General features: G+C 62.0%; 13 protein-coding genes and 1 tRNA gene. 9 read left to right on the top strand and 5 right to left on the bottom strand.

Translation table 11 applies throughout. From position 1 onward, the window contains the following. The first annotated feature begins 36 nt into the window (after window positions 1-36). Window positions 37-666 (top strand): ferritin-like fold-containing protein, encoded by a 630-nt coding sequence (locus HMPREF3172_RS08415; RefSeq protein WP_019175484.1) that lies wholly within the window; start codon window positions 37-39, stop codon window positions 664-666. Between the two features lie 135 nt (window positions 667-801). Here HMPREF3172_RS08415 and HMPREF3172_RS08410 read toward each other — a convergent pair whose 3' ends face one another. Then, window positions 802-1023: a DUF3107 domain-containing protein gene (locus tag HMPREF3172_RS08410; protein ID WP_019175483.1), complete on the bottom strand. Its 222-nt coding sequence runs from the start codon at window positions 1021-1023 to the stop codon at window positions 802-804. A 55-nt stretch (window positions 1024-1078) separates the two neighbouring features. After that, complete coding sequence (locus HMPREF3172_RS08405) at window positions 1079-1675, bottom strand: TetR/AcrR family transcriptional regulator (RefSeq protein ID WP_070516757.1); 597 nt, start codon at window positions 1673-1675, stop codon at window positions 1079-1081. A 146-nt stretch (window positions 1676-1821) separates the two neighbouring features. On the opposite strand from HMPREF3172_RS08405, the gene HMPREF3172_RS08400 reads away from it, so the two are divergent. Together HMPREF3172_RS08400 and HMPREF3172_RS08395 are read left to right on the top strand one after the other, a co-directional pair. Beyond that, window positions 1822-5115, top strand: coding sequence for a PD-(D/E)XK nuclease family protein (locus HMPREF3172_RS08400; protein ID WP_070516755.1), 3294 nt, complete (start codon window positions 1822-1824; stop codon window positions 5113-5115). Next, window positions 5112-8483 carry an ATP-dependent helicase gene (locus tag HMPREF3172_RS08395; protein ID WP_070516752.1) on the top strand — a complete coding sequence of 1124 codons (3372 nt, stop codon included), beginning with the start codon at window positions 5112-5114 and terminating at the stop codon, window positions 8481-8483. Before HMPREF3172_RS08400 ends, HMPREF3172_RS08395 begins: the two co-directional genes overlap by 4 nt. On the opposite strand, the gene HMPREF3172_RS08390 is transcribed toward HMPREF3172_RS08395, so the two are convergent. Next, window positions 8473-9519, bottom strand: a complete 1047-nt coding sequence (locus HMPREF3172_RS08390; protein ID WP_070516749.1) for a phosphotransferase — start codon at window positions 9517-9519, stop codon at window positions 8473-8475. The two genes, HMPREF3172_RS08395 and HMPREF3172_RS08390, sit on opposite strands and share 11 nt — an antisense overlap. A gap of 90 nt (window positions 9520-9609) precedes the next feature. Between HMPREF3172_RS08390 and nudC the strand changes: the two genes are divergently transcribed. Further along, the gene (gene nudC, locus HMPREF3172_RS08385; RefSeq protein WP_070516898.1) at window positions 9610-10608 is read left to right on the top strand and encodes an NAD(+) diphosphatase; all 999 of its coding nucleotides are present in this window, start codon (window positions 9610-9612) and stop codon (window positions 10606-10608) included. Then, complete coding sequence (locus HMPREF3172_RS08380; protein WP_070516747.1) at window positions 10605-12668, top strand: ATP-dependent DNA helicase UvrD2; 2064 nt, start codon at window positions 10605-10607, stop codon at window positions 12666-12668. Before nudC ends, HMPREF3172_RS08380 begins: the two co-directional genes overlap by 4 nt. Here the strand turns inward: HMPREF3172_RS08380 and HMPREF3172_RS08375 are convergent. Then, entirely contained in the window at window positions 12605-13537 is a 933-nt protein-coding gene (locus HMPREF3172_RS08375) for a hypothetical protein (protein ID WP_141741613.1), read from the bottom strand. The two genes, HMPREF3172_RS08380 and HMPREF3172_RS08375, sit on opposite strands and share 64 nt — an antisense overlap. A gap of 487 nt (window positions 13538-14024) precedes the next feature. Between HMPREF3172_RS08375 and HMPREF3172_RS08370 the strand changes: the two genes are divergently transcribed. Continuing rightward, window positions 14025-14576: a M48 metallopeptidase family protein gene (locus tag HMPREF3172_RS08370; RefSeq protein WP_083281477.1), complete on the top strand. Its 552-nt coding sequence runs from the start codon at window positions 14025-14027 to the stop codon at window positions 14574-14576. Between the two features lie 116 nt (window positions 14577-14692). Here HMPREF3172_RS08370 and HMPREF3172_RS08365 read toward each other — a convergent pair whose 3' ends face one another. After that, a complete protein-coding gene (locus HMPREF3172_RS08365; RefSeq protein ID WP_141741612.1) occupies window positions 14693-15985 on the bottom strand; it encodes a zinc-dependent metalloprotease in 1293 nt (430 codons plus the stop codon). Window positions 15986-16152: 167 nt separating this feature from the next. Between HMPREF3172_RS08365 and HMPREF3172_RS08360 the strand changes: the two genes are divergently transcribed. From HMPREF3172_RS08360 to HMPREF3172_RS08350, 3 genes are all read left to right on the top strand, one after another. Then, window positions 16153-17232 carry a YlbL family protein gene (locus HMPREF3172_RS08360; RefSeq protein WP_070423727.1) on the top strand — a complete coding sequence of 360 codons (1080 nt, stop codon included), beginning with the start codon at window positions 16153-16155 and terminating at the stop codon, window positions 17230-17232. 20 nt (window positions 17233-17252) lie between these two features. After that, window positions 17253-20240 (top strand): UPF0182 family membrane protein, encoded by a 2988-nt coding sequence (locus HMPREF3172_RS08355; RefSeq protein ID WP_070516742.1) that lies wholly within the window; start codon window positions 17253-17255, stop codon window positions 20238-20240. A gap of 231 nt (window positions 20241-20471) precedes the next feature. Further along, window positions 20472-20548: transfer RNA gene (locus tag HMPREF3172_RS08350), tRNA-Met, on the top strand. Window positions 20549-20900 lie beyond the last annotated feature (352 nt).

Below are 20900 nucleotides of genomic sequence, written 5' to 3'. Positions count from 1 at the left end.
TGCGGCGAACGCACTCACGGCGGTTAGGCTAGGGCCATGCCCCACTCCAACACGCCTGAAGAAGTCCACGCGGCAACGCTGTCCGTTTTGGCCTTCCACGCACTTTCGACGTTTGAACTCACATCAACGGACTCACAGCACGCGCCGAGCATCCGCGAATCCATCGGCCTTGCGCGTCTTGCGGGGCACTCGCTCGAACACTTCGAGCGGCTGGCGTCGCGGGTGGCGGACTTGGGCGGGGATCTGACGAGCCTCATGGAAAGCCAGGCGGGTTCGTTCCGCGCTTTCCGGGAACGCACTCGACCCAAAGACTGGTACGAATCCGTCATGAAGGTCTACGTCTACGACGGGATCATGACCGAATACTGTCGAAGCACCCTTACAGCTCTTGACTCCAAGAGTCGAGAGGTCGTCGATTCCGTGTTCGATGATACACGCTCTGCCGACTATCTCCGGGAATGCCTGCGTTCAGTCGTGGCCGACGACGAGGTGATCGGCAGCCGCCTGGCACTGTGGGGACGCAAGCTCGTCGCCGAATCTCTCACCCGCATCCGCGAATTCGCCGCAATCCCGAACACAGTATTCGAAAAGCCCGACGAAGCTCTTCTCCAGAGGCTTCTGGCTGGACACTCCAAGCGCATGTCGGACCTCGGGCTCACCGCCTGAACCGAGCGCGCACCTGACTGAGCGGGGCAGCGGGAGATCAGCGGCGCCTCGTGAGTCAGGAGCCGGTGACAACAGAAAAACCCGTGCGAAAAGGAAAAAGGGGAGGCCGACAGCCTCCCCTTTTGACTTAGCCGATCAGCTGATGCCGAAGCCGACCCGACCCTGCGTGGACGGACCGGAGTCAACATAGGCAATGGAATCAGCCGGCACGACAACGCGACGCTGACCGTCCTCCAGCACGAGAGGAGTGCCGTCCTTCAACGCGGAATCGACAAGGTCCTTCAGCTGCTGAGCATCAAGATCAGATTCGATGGCGATTTCACGAGTGGACTGTGTGATGCCGATTTTGATTTCCATAGCGCCTCCTTGGCGGGTTCGCGGTTCGCAGAGGCAACCTCACACGAGGCTGCGCTTATTCCCCCAGGTGCAAGTTGACCTGGGGATCTTCAATCGCCGACAGCCCGTCAAAAGCGAGGATGCCGACAAGCCGAGCACTTTCGTAAGGATCGTAGTCGCGGTTGCGGGACCATTCGAACGCCGCCTGCTTCGCCATGCCGACAAGAGCGTGGCCGAGGATGTTCGCTTCGGCCTCCGTGACCTCGGTGTCGCGGCGGATGGAACGGCTCACCGTGTCGGCGAAGCTGTCCAGAGCATCCCGCCAGTGCTGACGGCTTTCGTCGTTTTCGTTGTCGGCGCGCATAAGGACATCAAAGGCGTTGCGGTCCTCAACTGCGAACATGAAGAAGCTCTTGATGGTCGAGTACACGCGCTCGCGGCGGTCATGAACCGAGTCCAGCAGAGTGGCGAGCATTCGGTTGAGGTTGTCAATCGCCCCGTCAAGGACCGTGAGGAACAGGTCAAGCTTCGATTCGAAGTGCTGGTACAGGACGGGTTTGGACACTCCGATGCTCGCAGCAATCGCATCCATCGACGTCGCGTGGTAGCCCTCCTGGGCAAACTGGCGGGTAGCGATGCTGATGATCTGCGCGCGGCGCTGCGCGCGTCTCATACGAGGTGTCGGCGGCATTGTGTGACTCTTATCTGACGACGGACGCGGAGACAGGAGCTGTTCCGCGGTGAACGACTGACCATTCTAGATCTTTTTTCTGTGCGTGCGGCCCTTATGTCAGTGGTTCGTGGTCTCATAGGAGCATGATGACGAACTCGGGTGCAAAAAGCAGGGACGCAGAGCGCGCTGGTGTGGACGACGCGGCGGTTGAATCCCTGCTTGCCGGGCAGCGGACGGCGGTGTTCGGCGGTCCCGGTACAGGAAAGACCGAACAGCTGATCAACACCTACTCCGTTTTGGCTGGGCGTGGGGGACACGAATCCGTTCTTGCGCTCACTCCCAGCCGCGAACACGCAGACACCCTGCGCGATCGTCTGCCGAGTGCCGACACCATTCGCTCCGCACCGGCAGCCCGGTCGGTCCACTCCTACGCTTTTTCGCTCGTATCAGCGCATTCGACGGCTGTAGACGGCCGGCCGCTTGACTTCATTTCCGGTGCAGACCAGGAATACCTGCTGGCCTCTATTCTCGAAGGCTTTGAATCTGGACGGGTTTCCGGTCCCGAATGGCCGCCGGGCTTCAGCAGAGAACTCCGTGACACCTCCGGCTTTCGTCGACAGATGCGCGATGCACTGAACGCCGTTATGGGCTATGGCATGAAATCGGATGAACTGAAACGGCTGGGCAGAAGGCGAGGCCTGCAGGAATGGCAGGCCCTGGCTCGCGTCCTGCAGGATTACGAAGGCCTCCTTGCGATCCCCGTTTTCGGCGGCGTCGACACAGCCGCGGTCTTCGCCCACGCAGCTTCGGTAGTCGCCGGCGACAGCGCTGAAGCCGGGAACAGCTGGTCGTTCTCTTCGGAAACGGTGCCGACCCACATTCTGCTGGACTCTGCACAGGACTTCCCCGACACCGCGCTTGATTTCCTGCTGGCACTCGAAGCCAAAGGCACGACCATCGGCCTGTGGACATCCCCGGACACGACAGTGCAGGGATTCCGCGGCGCCGGCGGCCGGCTGTTCAGGCACCTGGCAGCGGGCACGCAGACCTTCACCATCGACGGTGCCGCACACGTGCACCGCGGGGCCGGCGGCATTCGCCGCGTCTATGATTCCCTGGCCCGCATCATCTCCCGCGATCTTCACCGTCGGCACGTCCCAGCTTCGCCGGAAGACTTCGCAGCCGGGACCTCGACCGTGTCCACCGCCGCCGTGGGCACTCATTCCGAGCAAGCGCGCTTGGCTGCCTCGCTCATTCGCACCTGGCACGACGAAGGCACGCAATGGGACGACATCGCGGTGCTGTCGCGCTCATCCGGGACCGCATCCGCGCTCGCGGCAGAACTCGCAGCACACGGGATTCCGGTGCAGAAACAGGTGCAGCCGCTCAGCTCCCAACCGGCAACCGCGCACATCCTGCGCCTGCTCGCCCTTGGCGAAAACCCAGAACCCGGTGAGCGCGAACGCCTGTGCGAAGACATCGCGGCAGGCCCCTACGGTGAACTCGACGCGGTCGGCGCGGGAAGCCTGCGGCGAGCACTGCTGCGCACTGACAGTCGGGAAGACACCAGCGATACCAGCCTGGGGGCGCTTCTGCTCAGCGCTATCGACCGGCGTGCCGAAACCGTTGATAGTGCTGATGCAGCGGATGGTGCTGTGGGCGCGGACGGGGGACCGCAAGCAGAGAACACCGCGGCGGGACACCGGATTGTGCGCATGCTGCAGCGCGTGCTGACGGCGGCGGAAGGTACGCGCAAGCTCGATCCGGAAAGCGCAGTGTGGGAAGTCTGGGAAGCTTTCGACGTTGCCGACGAATGGCAGCGCCGCGCAGAATCCGATCCCGAAGACGAACGCAACACCGACCTCGACGCCGTCATCCGCCTGCAGACGCTGGCACAGAAATTCACCGACAGAGCAACTGCCCAAGCCGAAAGCTTTGCCCAGACGGTGCTGAGCCAGGCAATTGCACAGGACTCCCTGGCACACTCCGGACAGAGTCGCGAAGTCCCGGTGACCACACCGGCGGCAGTCGCACACCGCGACTTTGAGCACGTCATCATCGCCGATGTGCAGGACGGCACGTGGCCCAACACCCGGGTGCGCGGCTCGGTCTTCCTTCAACAGCAGCTCGACGAAGATCTGGCTGCTGGGGCTTGGCGCGACGCCGACAGGACGTCAGCCGAAGACAGCGCTCGCCCCGTCGATTCTGATACGGGGGACAGCTACCGCAAACTGCAGAGGGACACCGTCCGTGACGAAGGCCGCATGTTCCTAGCGGCACTGTCTCGGGCTCGCTCAAACGCGGTGGTTCTCGCCGTCAACGACGGTGAAATCCTGCCGTCGGTGTTTTTCGAACACGTTCAGAAAGCCGCCGCGCAGTTCGGCCGTGAGGGCACGCACTCCGCGGCCGAGCCGCGAATTCTTGGTCCAAAAAGCGACGATGCGACCGTGGGGCCAGCATCAATGCGCCAACTTGTGGGCTATGCGCGCGGTCAGTTCGAAAACAGCGCCGACCCTAAGCCGTGGGCACAGCTGCTGGCCAGCCTTGCCAATGCCGGCATCGAATCAGCGTCGCCGGAAACCTGGAGCGCCTGGCGTGAACGTTCAACGGCTGAACCTTCAGCCGCCCCAGATGTTCCCGTGACGATTTCGCCGTCGACCCTGGAAACATTTCTGGAGTGCCCGCTCAAATGGCTGCTGTCACGCCACGCAGGTACGATGCCGTCCACTAACGCCCAAAAGATAGGCACCCTCGTGCACTCTTTGGCCGAAGAATACCCGCAGGGCGGTTATGCGGAGCTGAAAGAAGCGTTTGAAGAAGGCTTTGCTTTCTTGGAATTCTCCTCCCAGTGGGAACGCGACAGGCAGTATGCCGAAGGCCTCGACATGGTGGCCAACCTCAACGACTTCCTTGTGAGTCGGCGCAGTGAGGGCTATGAATTCATCGGCTCCGAAATGACTTTGGCTGCCGACAGCGGTGAGGGCTGGCGGATACGCGGGCGCATTGACCGGCTGGAACGTGACAGCGACGGCCGCCGGCACATCGTCGACTTCAAAACCGCGAAAACGCCGAAATCCCTGAAGGACGCGCAGAACGACCCTCAGCTGGGGGCGTACCAAGCGGCCATGGGGCTGCCGAAGGTCCGCATAGAAGGGGAGGACGGCCATTCGATGCCGCTGTCAGAGTACGGCGCTGAGTCCGGAGGCGGCATGCTCATGTATCCGCGCAAAGCCGCCGGGGCAAGCGGAACATCGAATCGGCGTATGCAGGACCCCATGACGGAGGACACGCGCGAGGAATTCTTGGCTCAGAAAGTACGGCCAACAGCTGCCGGCATTCGCTCCGCAGAATTCCCTGCCACACCGAGTGCCGAAGCGTGTCGCTTCTGCCCCGTGAAGCGCTCTTGCCCCGCTGTTCAGACAGGAGAGGACGAATCGTGAACTGCAAGCCTCCGTTCTATTCAGCGGAAGACCTCGCCCAGATCGTCGGCACACCGCTCAAAGACGGCACCAAGCCCATGCCGACTGACGAACAGAAGAAGATCATCGAAAGCCCGGTCGACGAACCGGCTGTCGTGGTCGCAGGCGCTGGTTCCGGCAAGACAGCTGTCATTGCGCAGCGTGTGCTGTGGCTGGTGGCTAACCGCTACGTTGCCAAGGACCGGATCCTCGCGCTGACCTTCACCCGCAAAGCAGTCGGCGAACTCGCCAAGCGCATCAACGGCTTCATCAGCGCATTCGAGGCTTACGAGGCAGCCAAAGGCAGGCCCTGCGAAAGGGGAGAGGACAGCGAGCGAGATCCACTGGACGCGCTGTTCGGACCAACCGTGCAGACCTACAATTCCTATGCTTCGGCACTCGTCAGCGAGTACGGTCTGAGCATTGGGATCGAAGACGGAACCACCATCATCGACGATGCGGAAGCCATCCAGGAATTCGGTTCGCTCGTCGACCAAGCGGCCGATGCCGATATTCCGGCGGGAAAATCACGAGCCACGGTCATCAAAGACGCTCTTCACCTGGCATCGCAGATTGACGAACACCTCAAAACGTCAGACGAGGTGGTCGAGTACCTCGATGAGTCTTTGGCAGACGCGGTCAGTTCGGACAACCTGACGGAACACGCTAAGGCAGTACGCCGCAAGCGCATTCCCAAAGAGGAAAAAGAAGCCCTTGCCGCGCGTTTAGAAACACTGGCCGCCGAAGCAGCCGGAATGCGCACACTGTCACCAGAATTCATTGACCGAGCCGTCGCTGCGGTGCAGGAAGCGGGAGCATCGGAGCTCATCGAATCGCTGCTGCGCAAGAAACAGTACGCTGTGCTGGCTGGCCGGTGGAAGGACCACAAAGGTGAGACCGGGCGCATGCAGTTCTCCGATCAGGTTGCGTCTGCTTACAAGATCATGACCGCTGACGAACAAGCCAGACGTGAGGAGCGCGGCCGCTGGGACATCATTCTGCTTGATGAATACCAGGACACCTCGGACAGCCAGTTCAAACTGCTGCAGACCCTGTTCGCGGGCAAAGCCGTCACCGCGGTCGGCGACTACCGCCAGTCCATCTACGGTTGGCGTGGAGCCTCGGCTGGAAGCCTTCGCGATTTCCCGGAAAAGTTCAGGTTCAACGGCCAGCCCGCGCAGGAATACTCGCTCAGCATTTCGTTCCGCAATGCGCAGCTCATCCTGGACGCGGCAAACGCTGTCTCAGCCAAGCTCACAGCGATCTCGGCAACCTCAGCGAAGCAGCTGGAACACAAATCGCGCGCCGCAAAGGGTACCCAGGCTGTGCCCGAACCAGACGAAGCGTCCTCCGGCACTGTGACAATCTGCACGACATCGGGCAGCACAGATATTCAATACGGCCTCGACCAGTACCGTGACCTTGCGCTGTGGATGAAGGAACGGACGGGCACCCGGGCGGTCCTTGTGCGGGCTCGCAAATCCATCGGACCGATTGCGGACGCCCTGCGGACCGCGGACGTTCCATACGCGATTGTCGGTTCGCGCGGTTCGCTCGACAACCCCTACACCGCCGACGCAGTCGCCGCTCTTGCTTCAGCGGTCGACATCACGGCATCGACCGAGGTGATGCGGCTGCTGAGCGGACCGCAGGCAGCACTGGGTGCAAAAGACATCCGAGCTCTCAACCGCTTCTGCCGACTGCGCTCAGAAGGTCTTGAAGAAGACGCGGTGCCTACTCTCATCGAATGCATCGACGAATTCGCCGACGACGCCACATCTGCCGATCTTGCGGAACAAGCAGGACTGTCGGCTGTCGCGATCAGCAGACTGCAGTCTTTGGCACGACGGCTCAGGGCAGTGCGTCGCAGTGCATCGTCACCCGTGGACGCGCTGCGTGCTGCGATCCGCGTTTTCAACCTTGACCTCGACATCGAGGCTTTGCCCAATTCCGAACCCCATCGCAGGGCCATCGATTCGCTTAAGGCCATGGCGCAGAACTACGGTGCTCAGCACCCGTCTGCTACGGCGGCGGACTTCCTTGCCTGGCTCACGGTGGCTGAAGAAAGCGAAGCCCTCGAAGCTGCGGCAGAAGAAGCCGACCCCGACTCCGTTCAGATTATGACGATTCACGCGTCCAAGGGCCTTGAGTTCAGTGCTGTGGCGATCCCCGACAACACCGTCGGCGATCTCCCTACTCTGCCCAGGAGCACAAAAGCATGGCTGGCGGGAGCCGAACTTCCCTACCCCCTGCGCGGAGACAGCCAGCACCTGGTCGACCTCGACACAACACGGCAGAACCTCAGCACCGCAAAAGACATGAAAGAACTGTTCGCAGGTTCGCTCGGCGAGCAGATTAAAGCGGACCACGAAGCCGAAGAACGGCGTCTGGCCTATGTTGCCGTCACCCGTGCGGAAACGCACCTGTGGCTCGGTGCATCAGCAATGACCAGCCGCACCAAACCGAATACCCCGTCGCCCTTCTTGGAGGAGATCGCCGAAGCACTTGGCCGGGAAGTCGCACTGCCCGAAGCCGCTGACCCCAGTGCCAGGCCTACGACCAGCGTGGTGTGGCCGCCGGTGGTTGCTGAGCAGACGTGCAGGCAGCGCGTAGAGCTCATTGCTGAATACAGGTCAGCTTCGGGCACTGAACTTCGCGACCTCGAAAGCATGCCGGATATCGGAGGGCTGGCCAGGAGCGCACAGGCTTTCCTTGAGCCAGAGCCGCACAGTGCGCCTGCCGAACTCAGCCGCTTGTCGACAACAGCTCTCGTTGACTTCTTAGGCGACCGCGAAGAGTTCGACCGTCAACGCACCCGTCCCATGCCGCAGGAGCCCTCTTCGGCGGCGGCTCTCGGTACCGAGTTCCACGCGTGGGTCGAGAACAGGTTCGGCCAGTCGAGCCTGCTTGAACTGGACGACTACACGCCCAGGCGTTTGGGAGATAGGGACAAGGCACGCTTGGAACAGCTTAAGAAGCGGTTCGAAGCGTCAGAATTCGCCGAACGCACACCGGCGGCAGTCGAACTTCCCTTTGAACTCAAAGTCGGTCCGAAGGTCATCTCCGGAAAAATCGATGCGGTATTCGACACCGGCACAGTACTCGAGGTTGTCGATTGGAAGACCGGCTCTGCGCCCTACAGCGAACGCGAAATGGCAGACCGAGCGATTCAGCTTTCGATGTATGCCCACGCCGTCGCCCGCATGCCGCAGTTTGCGGGACGGGAAGTGTCAGCGGCCTTCTACTTTTTGGGCAGCGACACCGTTGTGCGCTTCGCGGCTGCCGGCGCAGACAGCAGCGAGCGGACCCTGCTCAGCTGGGAACAGCTGGAGGCCGCTGTCAGCGGCTGATGACGTCGGTGGCTTCACCCTCGTCATCGGGGGCGCCGAAGGACAGCGGGCGCAGACCGTCGGAGTCATCCGTCGTCTGTGTTCCCTGCTTCGGCTCCCCACCCGCCGCGTCACTGTCCCCCTGCGGAACAATGAGTTCGGCAAGGTCCGCCAGCATTTCTTCGACTTCCTTAATCTGTGCGTTGTCGCCAGAATCAACAGCGGCCAAGAGGAGCTCAAGAACAGCCATTTCGCTGCGCAGGTCAATGCGGCTGCGCAGACCGGCATCATCGTGTCGGACACGCTCCGTGTAGAGCTCGAGGAATCTGTCGAAGTCCTCAGGTTCCAGCAGGTGCGAAACAGCTTCGAGGTCGACAGCGGGATCGCCCACACGCAGCGAACTGAAATCGGCAACCGTCACAATCGATTCGCCGTTGGTGCGCAGTGCATCAATGGTGAGATCACCGTGCAGGGGCACGGGCAAGAAGTGCCACAGGGCGGGAGTTTCAAGAACAGTTTCCCACCTCTCCAGCAGCTGCGACGGCACGCGGCCGGTGGCGGCACCTCGGTCCAGCAGTTCCCACAGGAGGCTCCGGGCCTCCTGTGGTTCGTGGACCACGAGCCCCGCATCGGCAATCGGGCCTGTTTCGGCACCGTGCAGAACCGCAAGAATCTCTGCAAGAGAATCAACGTGGCTCGGGGCGGTGCGGAAATCCTCCGTTGACATGGGTGCACCTTCGAGTGGCTGGGAAATCGCGATGCAGCATTCTTCTTCGCTGATCTGTCCCGGGCGGAAGGTCCGCGACTCAATGACGCGGGGCACGGCAAAGCTGCGCTCGGTGGGCAGAATGGAGCGCAGAACAGCAGATGCGAGCTTTTCGGCCTCGGCATCAATTGCTGCGGCCTGGTCAAAGGCCGCGACGACAACGGTGCGCTCACCGTCGCTGACGAGCAGGCGCGGGCCGCGTTCGTCATCGAGCCGTTTCCAGCGCTTGGCCTTGAACCCGTCCAGCATGACGGTGCTGATTGCTACTGCACGAAGATCGAAAGTGTCCACGCCTCCAATCTACCCGGGCTGGACTTGCTCTTCAGTTTCGCAACGGCGCGTGTCAGATCTGTGTCAGTGCCGGCGGCTATCGTGGTGGGCATGAACCGCTACCAGCTGCCAGTACGCTCGCTGGCTCGTGTTGGAACTGACCGCAATCACACTGATCGCGGTGCTGACGGCAGTGTTGCAGACGTTCTCGCCCGCAGCAGCACGCGCGTCTTCTTCTGCCACCGCGGCAGCCTGCTGGTATCTCGTGGAGGTCTGCACCTGTTCAGGGTGGCGCAGCTCAAGGAGCACTGGGGCGGCCTGACCGGCACCAGGGTCTACATCGGCCGCAGCGACACCGCGGACCTCGTTGCGCTGCTGCTTGACGACGCCGGACGCTCAACCGCCGACAGCGCTGTTCTCGATGACTCCGCAGCTTCTGCTGACGACTTCCTGTTGGCCCCGGCGGTCGGCACGACAATGGACGATCCCACGTGGGTTGATCTGCGCGCACTGGCAATACAGCTCAGCGACACCGACATCGATGCGGCAACGACCGCTGTGGCACTCGATAACTGGCACAGAACCCACACCCATTCACCGCGTACGGGCGACCCCACGGTGCCCTCAGCCGGGGGATGGGTGCGGGTTGACCCGGAAGCCGGCACGGAACACTTCCCCCGCACCGACCCGGCTGTGATCACCGCGGTGCTGCACACTGACGACGCCGGCACGGAGCGCATTCTGCTGGGCAACAACGCGCTGTGGCCCGAAGGCCGGTACTCGCTCCTCGCCGGTTTCGTTGAACCTGGTGAGACCCTGGAACAGGCGGTCAGGCGCGAAGTCCACGAAGAATCCGACATCGACTGCGACACCATTCGCTATCTCGGTTCCCAACCGTGGCCGTTTCCGTGCTCACTCATGCTCGGCTTTGCTGCGCGAGCGCAGTCTGCTGCGATTGCGGCGGACGGCCATGAAATCGCCGACGTCAAGTGGTTCAGTCGCGAAGACATAAAAGCCGGAACAGCGGACGGTTCACTGTCTCTGCCCGGCAAAGTCTCGATTGCCGGGCAGATCATCAGTGCCTGGCTCGACGGAGAACAGCTGCTGTGACATCCAAAGCGGAACAGCTGCTGGAAGCGCTGGACACCCAGCAGCGGGCAGTTGCCGAACACAGCGGCGGCCCTCTCGTAGTGCTTGCCGGTGCGGGCACTGGAAAGACCAGGGCCATGACGCACCGCATCGCCTATGGGGCGCTCACCGGCAAGCGCGATCCCAAACAGACCCTGGCCCTGACATTCACCGCAAAGGCTGCGGGAGAAATGCGCTCCAGGCTGCGCTCACTCGGTGTCGACGGCGCGCAGGCCCGCACATTCCACGCTGCGGCCCTGCGCCAGATGCGCTATTTCTGGCCCATGTTCGCCGAAGGTCCGTTCCCAGAGCTCATGCCCAACAAAGCCGGGGCTGTTGCCCGCGTCATGGGAAATCTCGGCATGACGGTCGAACGCGAACTCGTCCGCGACGTCGCATCAGAAATCGAATACGCGGCCGTGAGCCTCCTGGGCATTGAGGACTACGCGCAACAGGCGCGTAATCGTGAACTGCCGGGCGGGCTCACCGTTTCCGCGATTGTCGACATCATGCGCGGCTACAGCGACCTCAAAACAGAACGCCGGCTGCTGGACTTTGAAGACGTCCTGCTGACGCTGTCGGGAGTGCTGGGTTCGCGTGCCGACCTCGCAGCCACCGTGCACAGTCAGTATCGCCACTTCGTGGTTGACGAATTTCAGGACGTTTCGCCACTGCAGTACGACCTCCTGATGCGCTGGCTGGGCGACAGGGACTCCCTGTGCGTTGTCGGTGATCCCGCGCAGACCATCTACACATTCGCGGGCGCCACATCGAACTATCTGCTGAACACAGCGCAGCGCTTTGCGGACACGACAACCATCGAACTTGTGCGCAACTACCGTTCGCGGCAGCCCATTGTCGAAGCCGCCAACCGGATCCTCGCCCACACCGGCAGCGGAGCTCTGCAGCTGCAGGCGGTGCGCGAAGGCGGTCAGGCGCCGTCCGCCTCGGAGTACGCAGACGATGCTTCAGAAGCCGCCGCTGTCGCCCAGCGGATTGCAGCGCAGATCGCGCAGGGCACGCGCGCAGCTGACATTGCGGTGCTCTTTCGCACCAACGGGCAGAGCCGGGCGATAGAAGAGGCCCTCGAAGCCCGCGGCATCAGCTATGTGCTGCGTGGGGGAGAGCGCTTCTTTGCTCGCCGCGAAGTCAAAGAGGCCATGGTTCTTCTGCGCTCTTCTGCCGCGGCACGGCGCACGGAAAGACTCGATACCGCTGTTGCCGAGGTGCTGTCCAGCATTGGTTGGCAGGCTCAGCCGCCGTCGGCTACCGGAGCGCTGCGGGAAAAATGGGAATCGCTCAATTCCCTCGTGCAGCTGGCCGCAGATATGCAGCGCAGCTCAGAGCTGCCGGTCACCCTGCCGCAGTTCAGCGCGGAACTGGAAGATCGGCGAGAACACCAGTTCGCACCCACGGTTGACGGAGTGACGCTGGCCAGTGTGCACGCAGCGAAGGGCTTGGAGTGGAGCCGCGTGCACCTTATCGGCCTCACCGAGGGGCTCATGCCCATTTCCTATGCGCAGACTCCGCGCGATATCGCCGAAGAGCGCAGGCTATTCTATGTTGCCGTCACCCGCGCCCGGGATTCACTCGATATGTCGTGGGCGCGCATGCGCCAGTCAGGTGCCCGCACCCAGCGCAAAGTGTCGCGGTTTATTGGTGAGATGCGCGGTTCGCAGCCTGTTCACCGTGAAGAAGAACCGCGTGCCACTTCGGCTGGGAAGTCCTGCAGGCAGTGCGGCAGGGCACTCACTCAGCCCGCTGAACGGCGCATGGGCAGGTGCGCCGCATGTGCGGCTCCGGCTGACAGCGGACTGCTGCAGCAGCTCAGCCAGTGGCGGGCGGCAAAAGCCGAAGAGCTGCGCGTGCCCGAATACATGGTGCTGACACAGGCCACGCTGAGCGCGCTTGCCGAAGCTTCTCCGCGCAGCCGGGACCAGCTGGCTCTCATTCCTGGTCTCGGCTCGGTCAAACTCGCTCAGTTCGGGGCTGAACTGCTCGACATCACTGCAGCAGATTCGGCAGCGGCATCGGAGCCCTGACGACACTGGCAGTCGGGGTGGAAAGACACCGCATCTTCTTCGAACCCCCAATCTGACACGGTCAGCTTGCTGTGCGCGCCGGGCATTCCCGCCCGATTGGCGCGCAGCCGGGAGGCTGTGTGGGCAGCCGTAATGGCCACGAGTGCGGGGTCGGCCAGTGAAGCCCGAGGTCCGCTCAGGTGGACGGCTTTCCACGCTTCCAACCATCCGGGGTCATGCTGTTTGGCCCAGAGCACGCTGCAGCGGGAACACGGCGAAGCACCGGGCACAATGACTCCGCCGACAGTTCCGAAGTGGTCTCCGATGACAGCGTGGACGTGGTCGATATCGCGGGCAAACAGTGCATCCGAGCTCAGCAGATCAGGCATCCACACTGCCGTGATGATCACGAGGCTGCCCGGGTGGATGCGGGGGTCAATGCTGCTGTCCGCCGGCGCGGCTCGCAGTCCTGCGGCAGCAGCTGCCGTTGCGAATTCATCATTGAAGGGCCCGATGGCATACACGGGGGAGCGGCGCACTTTTGCCGCGAGCTCGAGGGGATCAGCCGAGTTTTGGGTCGCCCACGTGCGCAGACGCCACGGGGCCGAGGTGCCGGGAACCCGGGTGGTCACGAGTATTCCGGCTTCCGTCAGGAGTGTGCGGAGTTCGTGCGCCCTGCTTGCTGTGACTCCGAGTGTCTGTGCTTCGGGTTCGAAGTCGTCTTCTTCAATGCCCAGCCGCAGAGCGTCAATGAGGGCGGCTTCGCTGTCGCTGAGTCCGGAAAGGAGGACCGGGTCGTCTATTCCGAACTGCACACAGGCGTGCGTTCGGCTGATGACGGCAGCGGCCGGATCAATTATGAGCATCTTCACCTCCGGTAGTGCAGTCAATCTACGTTGCTGGGCTGGCCGGATGGAAGACGATTTCTACATCTGTGGAAAACCTGTGGATAGAACACGAGCAGGGCCTGCTGCGCGGGTGTCGGCTGGTGAGAACCGACGCCACTGTGCAGGCCCTGCTCAGTAGGCGGACCCGCAGGGCCGTCAGTGTTCACGAGCCTTCCCCTTGCCCGTGATCACTGCGTTTTCCGCAGGTCCGTCCCTCAAAGTTAAAGGACGGACGGGACGTCGTCAAAGCGGAGTCCGGTTGGCAGTGTGGACGCGTGTGGATTCTCTGTGGAGACTTCTCCCATGCCTGTGGAAACAGCTGTGGATGATGATGTGGTTGATGGCTGTTCAGGCCCGAGAATCCGCGAAATTCGGCTGTTAACGCATAAATTTTTGAAATCTGTTGGATTTAAGTAGGTGGTGTTCGTCACATCCTGGACATGTTCGCTTCACTTTGTTCTTGGTGGGGCGCTCTGCTTGGATTGGCACCATGACGGCGGCAGATGTTGAGCGAATGCTTCGCAGCGGAGAAATGACTGTGGTGCGCTCTGCGCGCAGAAAGAAAACATACTCGCTGCAGCCGACCGCCGACGGCTGGAAGCTCGCTGTTCCGCAGCGTTTCAATGTTGCAGCAAACCTCGACGGCATCGCTCGGCTTTTGGAACGTGCCGAGCGCCGCCGGGCGCTGGCTCCCCGCAGCGACGACGAACTCCGAGCCCTCGCCGAGGAGCTCAACAGCCGCTATTTCGACGACGGCATTGAGCCGGGCTCTGTGCGCTGGGTTGCGAACCAGCGACGCAGGTTTGCCTCTGCAAGCGGTCTGACGGGGGATATCAGAGTGTCCGACCGTCTGCGGAACGTTCCCCGGTGGGTCCTCGAGGCAGTCCTGGTTCATGAGCTGGCCCATTTGCGGCACCTCGACCATTCACCTGCTTTTCGCGCTTTGGCGAACAGGCATCCGAAAGCAGAGGCAGCGGAAGTCTTCCTCGAAGGCTTTGCGCACGGCGAAGATGCCGCCGAAGCCGCAGGAAGACAAAGCTGAACAGGCATAAGCCGCGGCGCCGCCGAACGCTGCGCTGCGTCAGCACACAAAAGCGCCGCGGGTGATCTCCCCGCGGCGCTTTTGTGCTTCGGTGAGGCTGCTTGCTTCAGCAGGCGTCAGTCGTCCTTGCCGGATTCCTCGTCCAGCAGTCGCTGGAGAGCTTCGTCCATGTTTTCGATATCGGCGTCGGCCGCTTCGGGGCTGCGGCGCTCCAGGTAGCCCAGAGGGTCGTCGAGGTCGACGGCCGACGGCAGGGACTCCACCTGGCTGAACACGGCATCGCGGGCTTCAGCGCCTTCTGTCTGTTCGAGGAACGTGAACAGCTGTACCGCATCGTTCATGCGGGTCGGGTGGATGTTCAGCCCGATGAGCGAAGCGAATTCAGCTTCGGCTTCCGACTGGGTGCTGTAGCGTTCGCGCAGCGCTTCGCGAATCTGGTCGCACTTTTCAAGCGGTTCGACAGCGGCGTAGGCAACAACATCGGTCCAGCCTGCAACCGTTGACAGCAGCCGCTGGAGGTTCTGTTCTGCGGCGCGGCGTTCTGCTGTATCGGCGGGTTTGAACAGGTCTTTCTGCATCTGTTCGGCCGCTTCCTGCATTTTCTGCGGATCCATGTCCGGTGTGATGCCACCGAGGGCGCCCCCGTTGACTTCGACCATCGCAGCGTATGCGCGCACGGCCTCTTCAATGTGCTTGCGCAGCCACGGAGCGCGAGCAAACAGCGCGTAGTGTGCCAGTTCCAGAGCGGCCAGGTAGATGCGCAGCTCGGTCACGTCGACATCGATTTCAGCGGCGAAGCCCGTGATGTTTGCGCTCACCATGGAGGGACGCTGGCTTGATGCCAGCGGCAGACCGTACTCCGTGCCGGTGAGCACAGAGCCGGACAGTGCAGCGGCGGCCTGCCCCAGCTGGGAGGCGAACATCGACGTTGTCATGGAGGCAAGCATCGGCTGTGCGCTGCTGAGGAAGCCGCGCATCTCCTCGGGAATCTGCTCCGTGATGCTCTCGGTGAGTCCGGAAGCGGTCCGTTCCTGGATGGGGGAGGCAAGCGACAGCCAACCGCCGATCGTCTCCTTGACCCAGCCTCGGCGGCTGAGTGCCTGAACGCCGGCGGCCCCTGACGAGGCGTCTGTCACCTTTGAGAGCCACAGTTCGGCAAGGCGGAACGCATCTGCTGTGGCTTGGCTGGTCTCGTTGGTCACGGTCGGGTCCGGCTGGGGGACAGCGCTTTCGGCTGTCCGCAGGGCGGCTTCTTCTGGGTCGGGAGGGGACATCATCGACTGGAAGCTGCTCATCATCGATCCCAGCTGGCTTGGATCCATGTTGAACGGCCCCTGCCCGCCGCCGAAGAACATGCCGAACATGTTGTTCCTCGGGTCGTCATCTGGACGGTCTTTGTCATCACTCATGTTGGCCCCCACGGGTTGATCGTTCTTTTCAGGGTAACGAAGCGAGTCGCTAAAAGATTTCCACTCAGCGCCGTCGACTGCACATTTCGCTCTCGACGTAACGCCGAATGGTGGTGTCGTCACGGCACCGACTAGAATGCTTCAAGCCGACCAACCGAAAGGACACTGTGGCCAGGCACTCTGACCAGCCCCGCAGGCGGATCTCCGCATTCGCCGTTTCGAGCTTTCTCGCGTTCGTTCTCGTGCTAGTCACAGTTGTTCTGCCTGTCCCGTACATGGTCGAAACCCCCGGCCCGGTGTTCAACACGCTGGGGAAAGTCAAAGACACCGACAAAGACGTCGTTGAAATCACGGGAGCGAAAACCTATCCCACTGACGGGCAGCTCAACATGCTCACCGTCGGCGTGGTGGGAGGTCCCGACCGCCACATGAGCGCACTGCGCGCATTCATGGGGGTTCTCAAGGGGACAGAAACCGTCGTGCCGACCGAATCCATGTACCCGCTGGACACAACCGGTGAACAGGTCAGCCAGACCAACACGGCGCAGATGACAAGCTCCCAGGACATCGCCACGGCCGCGGCGCTCAGCGAACTCGGCATGGACTACACAGTCCGCATGCGAGTGGCAGAAGACCCCGCTGACGGACCGGCACGCGGCAAAGTCGCCCAGGGCGACACCGTGCTGGCCATCAACGGCAAAGAAGTCGAAGGCCCGGACGCCCTGCAGACAATCCACGCGGAAGTCGAGAAAGGCAGCCCGGTGGAGCTCCGCCTCGAAAGCGGGGGAAAAGAGCGGACCGAAACGGTCCAGCCGACCATGATCGACGGCAAACACCGGATGGGAGTTCTGCTGAACCAGGACTTCGACTTCCCCGTCGACGTGAAGTTCAACCTCGACAACATCGGCGGCCCATCAGCCGGCACGGTGTTTGCGCTGACGATCATCGACAAGCTGACCGAAGGGCCTCTGGCAGGTGACAAGAACGTCGCCGGAACCGGAGCGATCACAGCCGACGGCACCGTGCAGCCCATTGGGGGAGCGCGACAGAAGGTCGCCGCCGCAGACGATGCCGGCAGCGAATACTTCCTGTCCCCGCGTGACAACTGCGCGGAAGCGGTTGACGCCGCCAAGGGCCGCGACATCACAGTTGTGAGAATCGACAATCTCCACGCGGCGAAAACCGCGCTGGAGGACATTGCAGAAGACCGAACATCCGACCTGCCTTCGTGCAGCGCCGACAGGTGAGAGCCTTCGAAAGGAACCCAGTGTCCAACAGTCAGGAAACAGCGAAGCGCAAGGGCCCATCGCCTCTCGTGCTGACGATTGCCGCGGTCATCGCACTGCTGGCGCTCTACGTGGTGTTTGCGCAGATCTACACGGACGTCCTGTGGTTCTCCCAGGTTGACTACCTCGCGGTGTTCACCACGGAGTGGATCACTCGGATTGCCCTGTTCGCCGCGGGCCTGATTGTTATGGGGTTCGCGGTCTTCCTGCCGCTGTCACTGGCCTACCGGAAACGACCGGTCTACGTGCCGCAGACCCCGCAGCAGGAAAACCTTGACCGCTACCGCGAAGCAATTGAGCCGCTGCGCCGACTCATGACGATTGTCATGCCGCTGGTGATCGGCGGCATCGGCGGTGTCTCGCTCAGTGGTGCGTGGAAAGAGGTGCTTCTGTTCCTCAACCCCACCTCGTTCGGCAAAGCCGACCCGGAATTCGGGCTCGACATTTCTTTCTACGTCTTCTCTCTGCCAATGCTCAGGGTCATCGGTGACTTCCTCGCAATGGCAGCACTGTTGTCCCTCGTGGCAGCAGCCGTGGCCCACTACCTGTTCGGCGGTATCCGTCCGGGCGAAGAAAAGGGCATTCAGCTGACAAAAGCCGCACGCGTGCAGCTGGCCGTGACGGCAGCAATTCTGGTTCTGCTGCAGGCAGGGCGTATTTTCCTGCAGCGCTACACGAGGCTGATGGACGAATCCGGTCTTATGGCCGGTGCCAGCTACACGGCCGTGAACATCACGATCCCGGCTCTGCTCATCATCGCGATTGCCGCCGTGGTCGTGGCAGTTCTGTTGGCCGCGAACGCTTTTCGCGACATGTGGAAGCTCTCAGTGGTCTCGGTTGTCATGCTGCTGGTTCTCGGTGCGGTTTCCATCATCGGTCTGCCGGCAGCCGTGCAGCAGTTCATGGTCCAGCCGAGTGAACAGAGCCTGGAAAAGGACTACCTGCAGCGGAACATCGACGCGACTCGCGATGCCTACGGCATTGCCGATGTCGAAGTGCAGCAGTACAAGCCTTCCACTGAAGGCGAACGAGGTGCCCTGAGGGCTGACGCTGACACGGCGGCTTCTATTCGACTTCTGGACCCGAACCTGGTGTCGGACACGTTCCGTCAGCTGCAGCAGCAGCGTTCCTTCTATTCGTTCCCTGAACAGCTCGACGTTGACCGCTACGAGATCGACGGAAAACAGCAGGACACCGTGATCTCGGTTCGTGAACTGAACCCGGAATCGCAGGCGACGGCTTCATGGCTTAACCAGTCGGTTGTCTACACGCACGGTTTCGGCGTTGTCGCAGCCTACGGCAATAAGCAGGGCGCGGATGGCCGCCCGGCGTTCCTCGAACACAACATCCCGCCGACGGGTGAGCTCGGCGAATACGAACCGCGTGTCTACTTCGGCGAACAGTCGCCCACCTACTCGATTGTCGGCGGCCCGGAGGACGGCGAGAAGCGCGAGATCGACTACCCGACGGACGACGACAAGGACGGCGGTGCTCAGGTCTACACCACATTCCAGGGGGATGGCGGACCGAATGTCGGCAAGCTGTTCAATCGCTTGGCCTTCGCCGTGAAGTTCCAGGACGAGCAGATCGTCCTGTCGGATGCGGTCAACCCGGAATCGCAGATTCTGTTCAACCGCAAGCCGCGGGAGAGGGTCAAGAAGGTCGCTCCCTTCCTCGAAGTGGACGGCGATCCGTACCCCACGGTTGTGGACGGCCGCATTAAGTGGATTGTCGACGCCTACACCACAAGCTCGAACTACCCGTATTCGACGCCGCAGGTCCTGCAGGCCGTCACGGAAGACTCCAACACCCAGCGCCAGGGTGCTGTGGCTGCGCTTCCGCCGCAGAAGGTCAACTACATCCGCAACTCGGTGAAGGTCGCCGTCGATGCCTATGACGGTTCGATCGACATGTACGCGTGGGATGAAGAAGATCCGCTGCTTCAGTCGTGGTCGAAGATCTTCCCGAACGCGCTCAAGCCGATCTCGGAAATCAGCGGCGACCTGATGAGCCACGTGCGCTACCCGGAGGACCTTTTCAAGGTGCAGCGCCAGCTGCTGACGCAGTACCACGTTCCGGATGCGAACTCGTTCTACACGAAACAGGACTTCTGGACGACGCCGCTTGACCCGACGGTCGCACGTGACAAGCAGCTCATGCAGCCTCCCTACTACATGACGCTGCAGATGCCAGGTCAGGAAAAGCCCACGTTCTCGCTGACGTCGAGCTTCATTCCGCGCCCCATCGAAGGACAAACGCGCAACAACCTCACTGGCTATTTCGCAGCCAGCGGCGACGCGGGCAATGAAAAGGGCAAGGTTGCCGACGAATACGGTCGCCTGCGCCTGCTCCAGCTGCCGCGCAACACGACGGTTCCCGGCCCCGGCCAGGCGCAGAACAACTTCAACACCGAGCCGGCCATTCAGCAGAACCTCAACCTGCTGCGCCAGGGTGAATCGAAGGTGGAGAACGGAAACCTTCTCACACTGCCGATCGGCGGGGGACTGCTGTACGTTCAGCCGGTCTACGTCCGTTCGCAGGGCGAAACGTCATACCCGGTTCTGCAGCGAGTGCTTGTGGCATTCGGTGAGCAGATCGGCTTCGCTCCGACCCTTGACGAAGCACTTGACCAGGTGTTCGGCGGTGACTCCGGTGTGTCCGCGGGTGACCACGGACAGTCCGGCCAGGCTTCTGACGACGAAAAGGGCTCGGTCACAGCTGACGGCTCAAAGGACGGCGACAAGGGCAAGGCCGCCGGGGGAGCAGGACTTGATGAGGCTTTGAAGGAAGCCGATCAGGCAATGAAGGACTCTGACAAGGCCATGAAGGAAGGCAACTGGGACGAGTACGGCAAGGCTCAGGATCGTCTGCGCAAGGCACTGGAGAAGGCCATGAAGGCCGACGGTGCTGACGCCGGTGCAGGCCAGGGTGGCGACACCGGTGCAGACCAGGATGGCGACCAGGACTGATGCCCGCAGCGTTCGCCCCGGCCGCTTGACGCAGCCGGGGCGGACGCTGCGTCAAGCGGGCTTGGCCAGCTGTTTTGCCCAGCGGGCTTGGCGGGGGCGGTGACCGTTTGTTGAGCACTGTGGTTGCTGGGTGGAATCGTTGCCGGGACACCTGCTGAATCGCGGTGCGATACACATCACACCCGCTTAATTTGGTGTTCACCGCAAGGTTCCGTATAGTGGTACACGCACCGCGGGGTGGAGCAGTTCGGTAGCTCGCCGGGCTCATAACCCGGAGGTCGAGGGTTCGAATCCCTCCCCCGCCACCACGTAGAAATCCCGGGACATCGCAAAGATGTCCCGGGATTTTTTATGCTGTGCCGTTGCGCACCGACTGCGGCGCTGGGCCGTTCTCACGCTTTAATGCAGATTCACGCGTTAATGTGCCGCATTAAAGCGCAAATCTGCATTTGCGCGTCAATCTGGGATGAAGAGGAGTCAACGCGGACTCACGCTGGTTCGCACTGCTCCCCGCCACCCGAAAACTCCCGAGGTGGAAAGCAAAGGAGAGTGGCACCTCGGCAGGGGTGAACGGGCAGGCCCCGGCACTTTCATGCCGGGGCCTTCGTCGTGGTTGCTTAGCGCCGCTGCGGGCCGTTCTCACGCTTTAATGCAGATTTG

Source organism: Brevibacterium sp. HMSC08F02, from assembly GCF_001807555.1.
Classification (GTDB): domain Bacteria; phylum Actinomycetota; class Actinomycetes; order Actinomycetales; family Brevibacteriaceae; genus Brevibacterium; species Brevibacterium ravenspurgense.
This window is presented reverse-complemented; position numbering and strand designations above follow the sequence as displayed.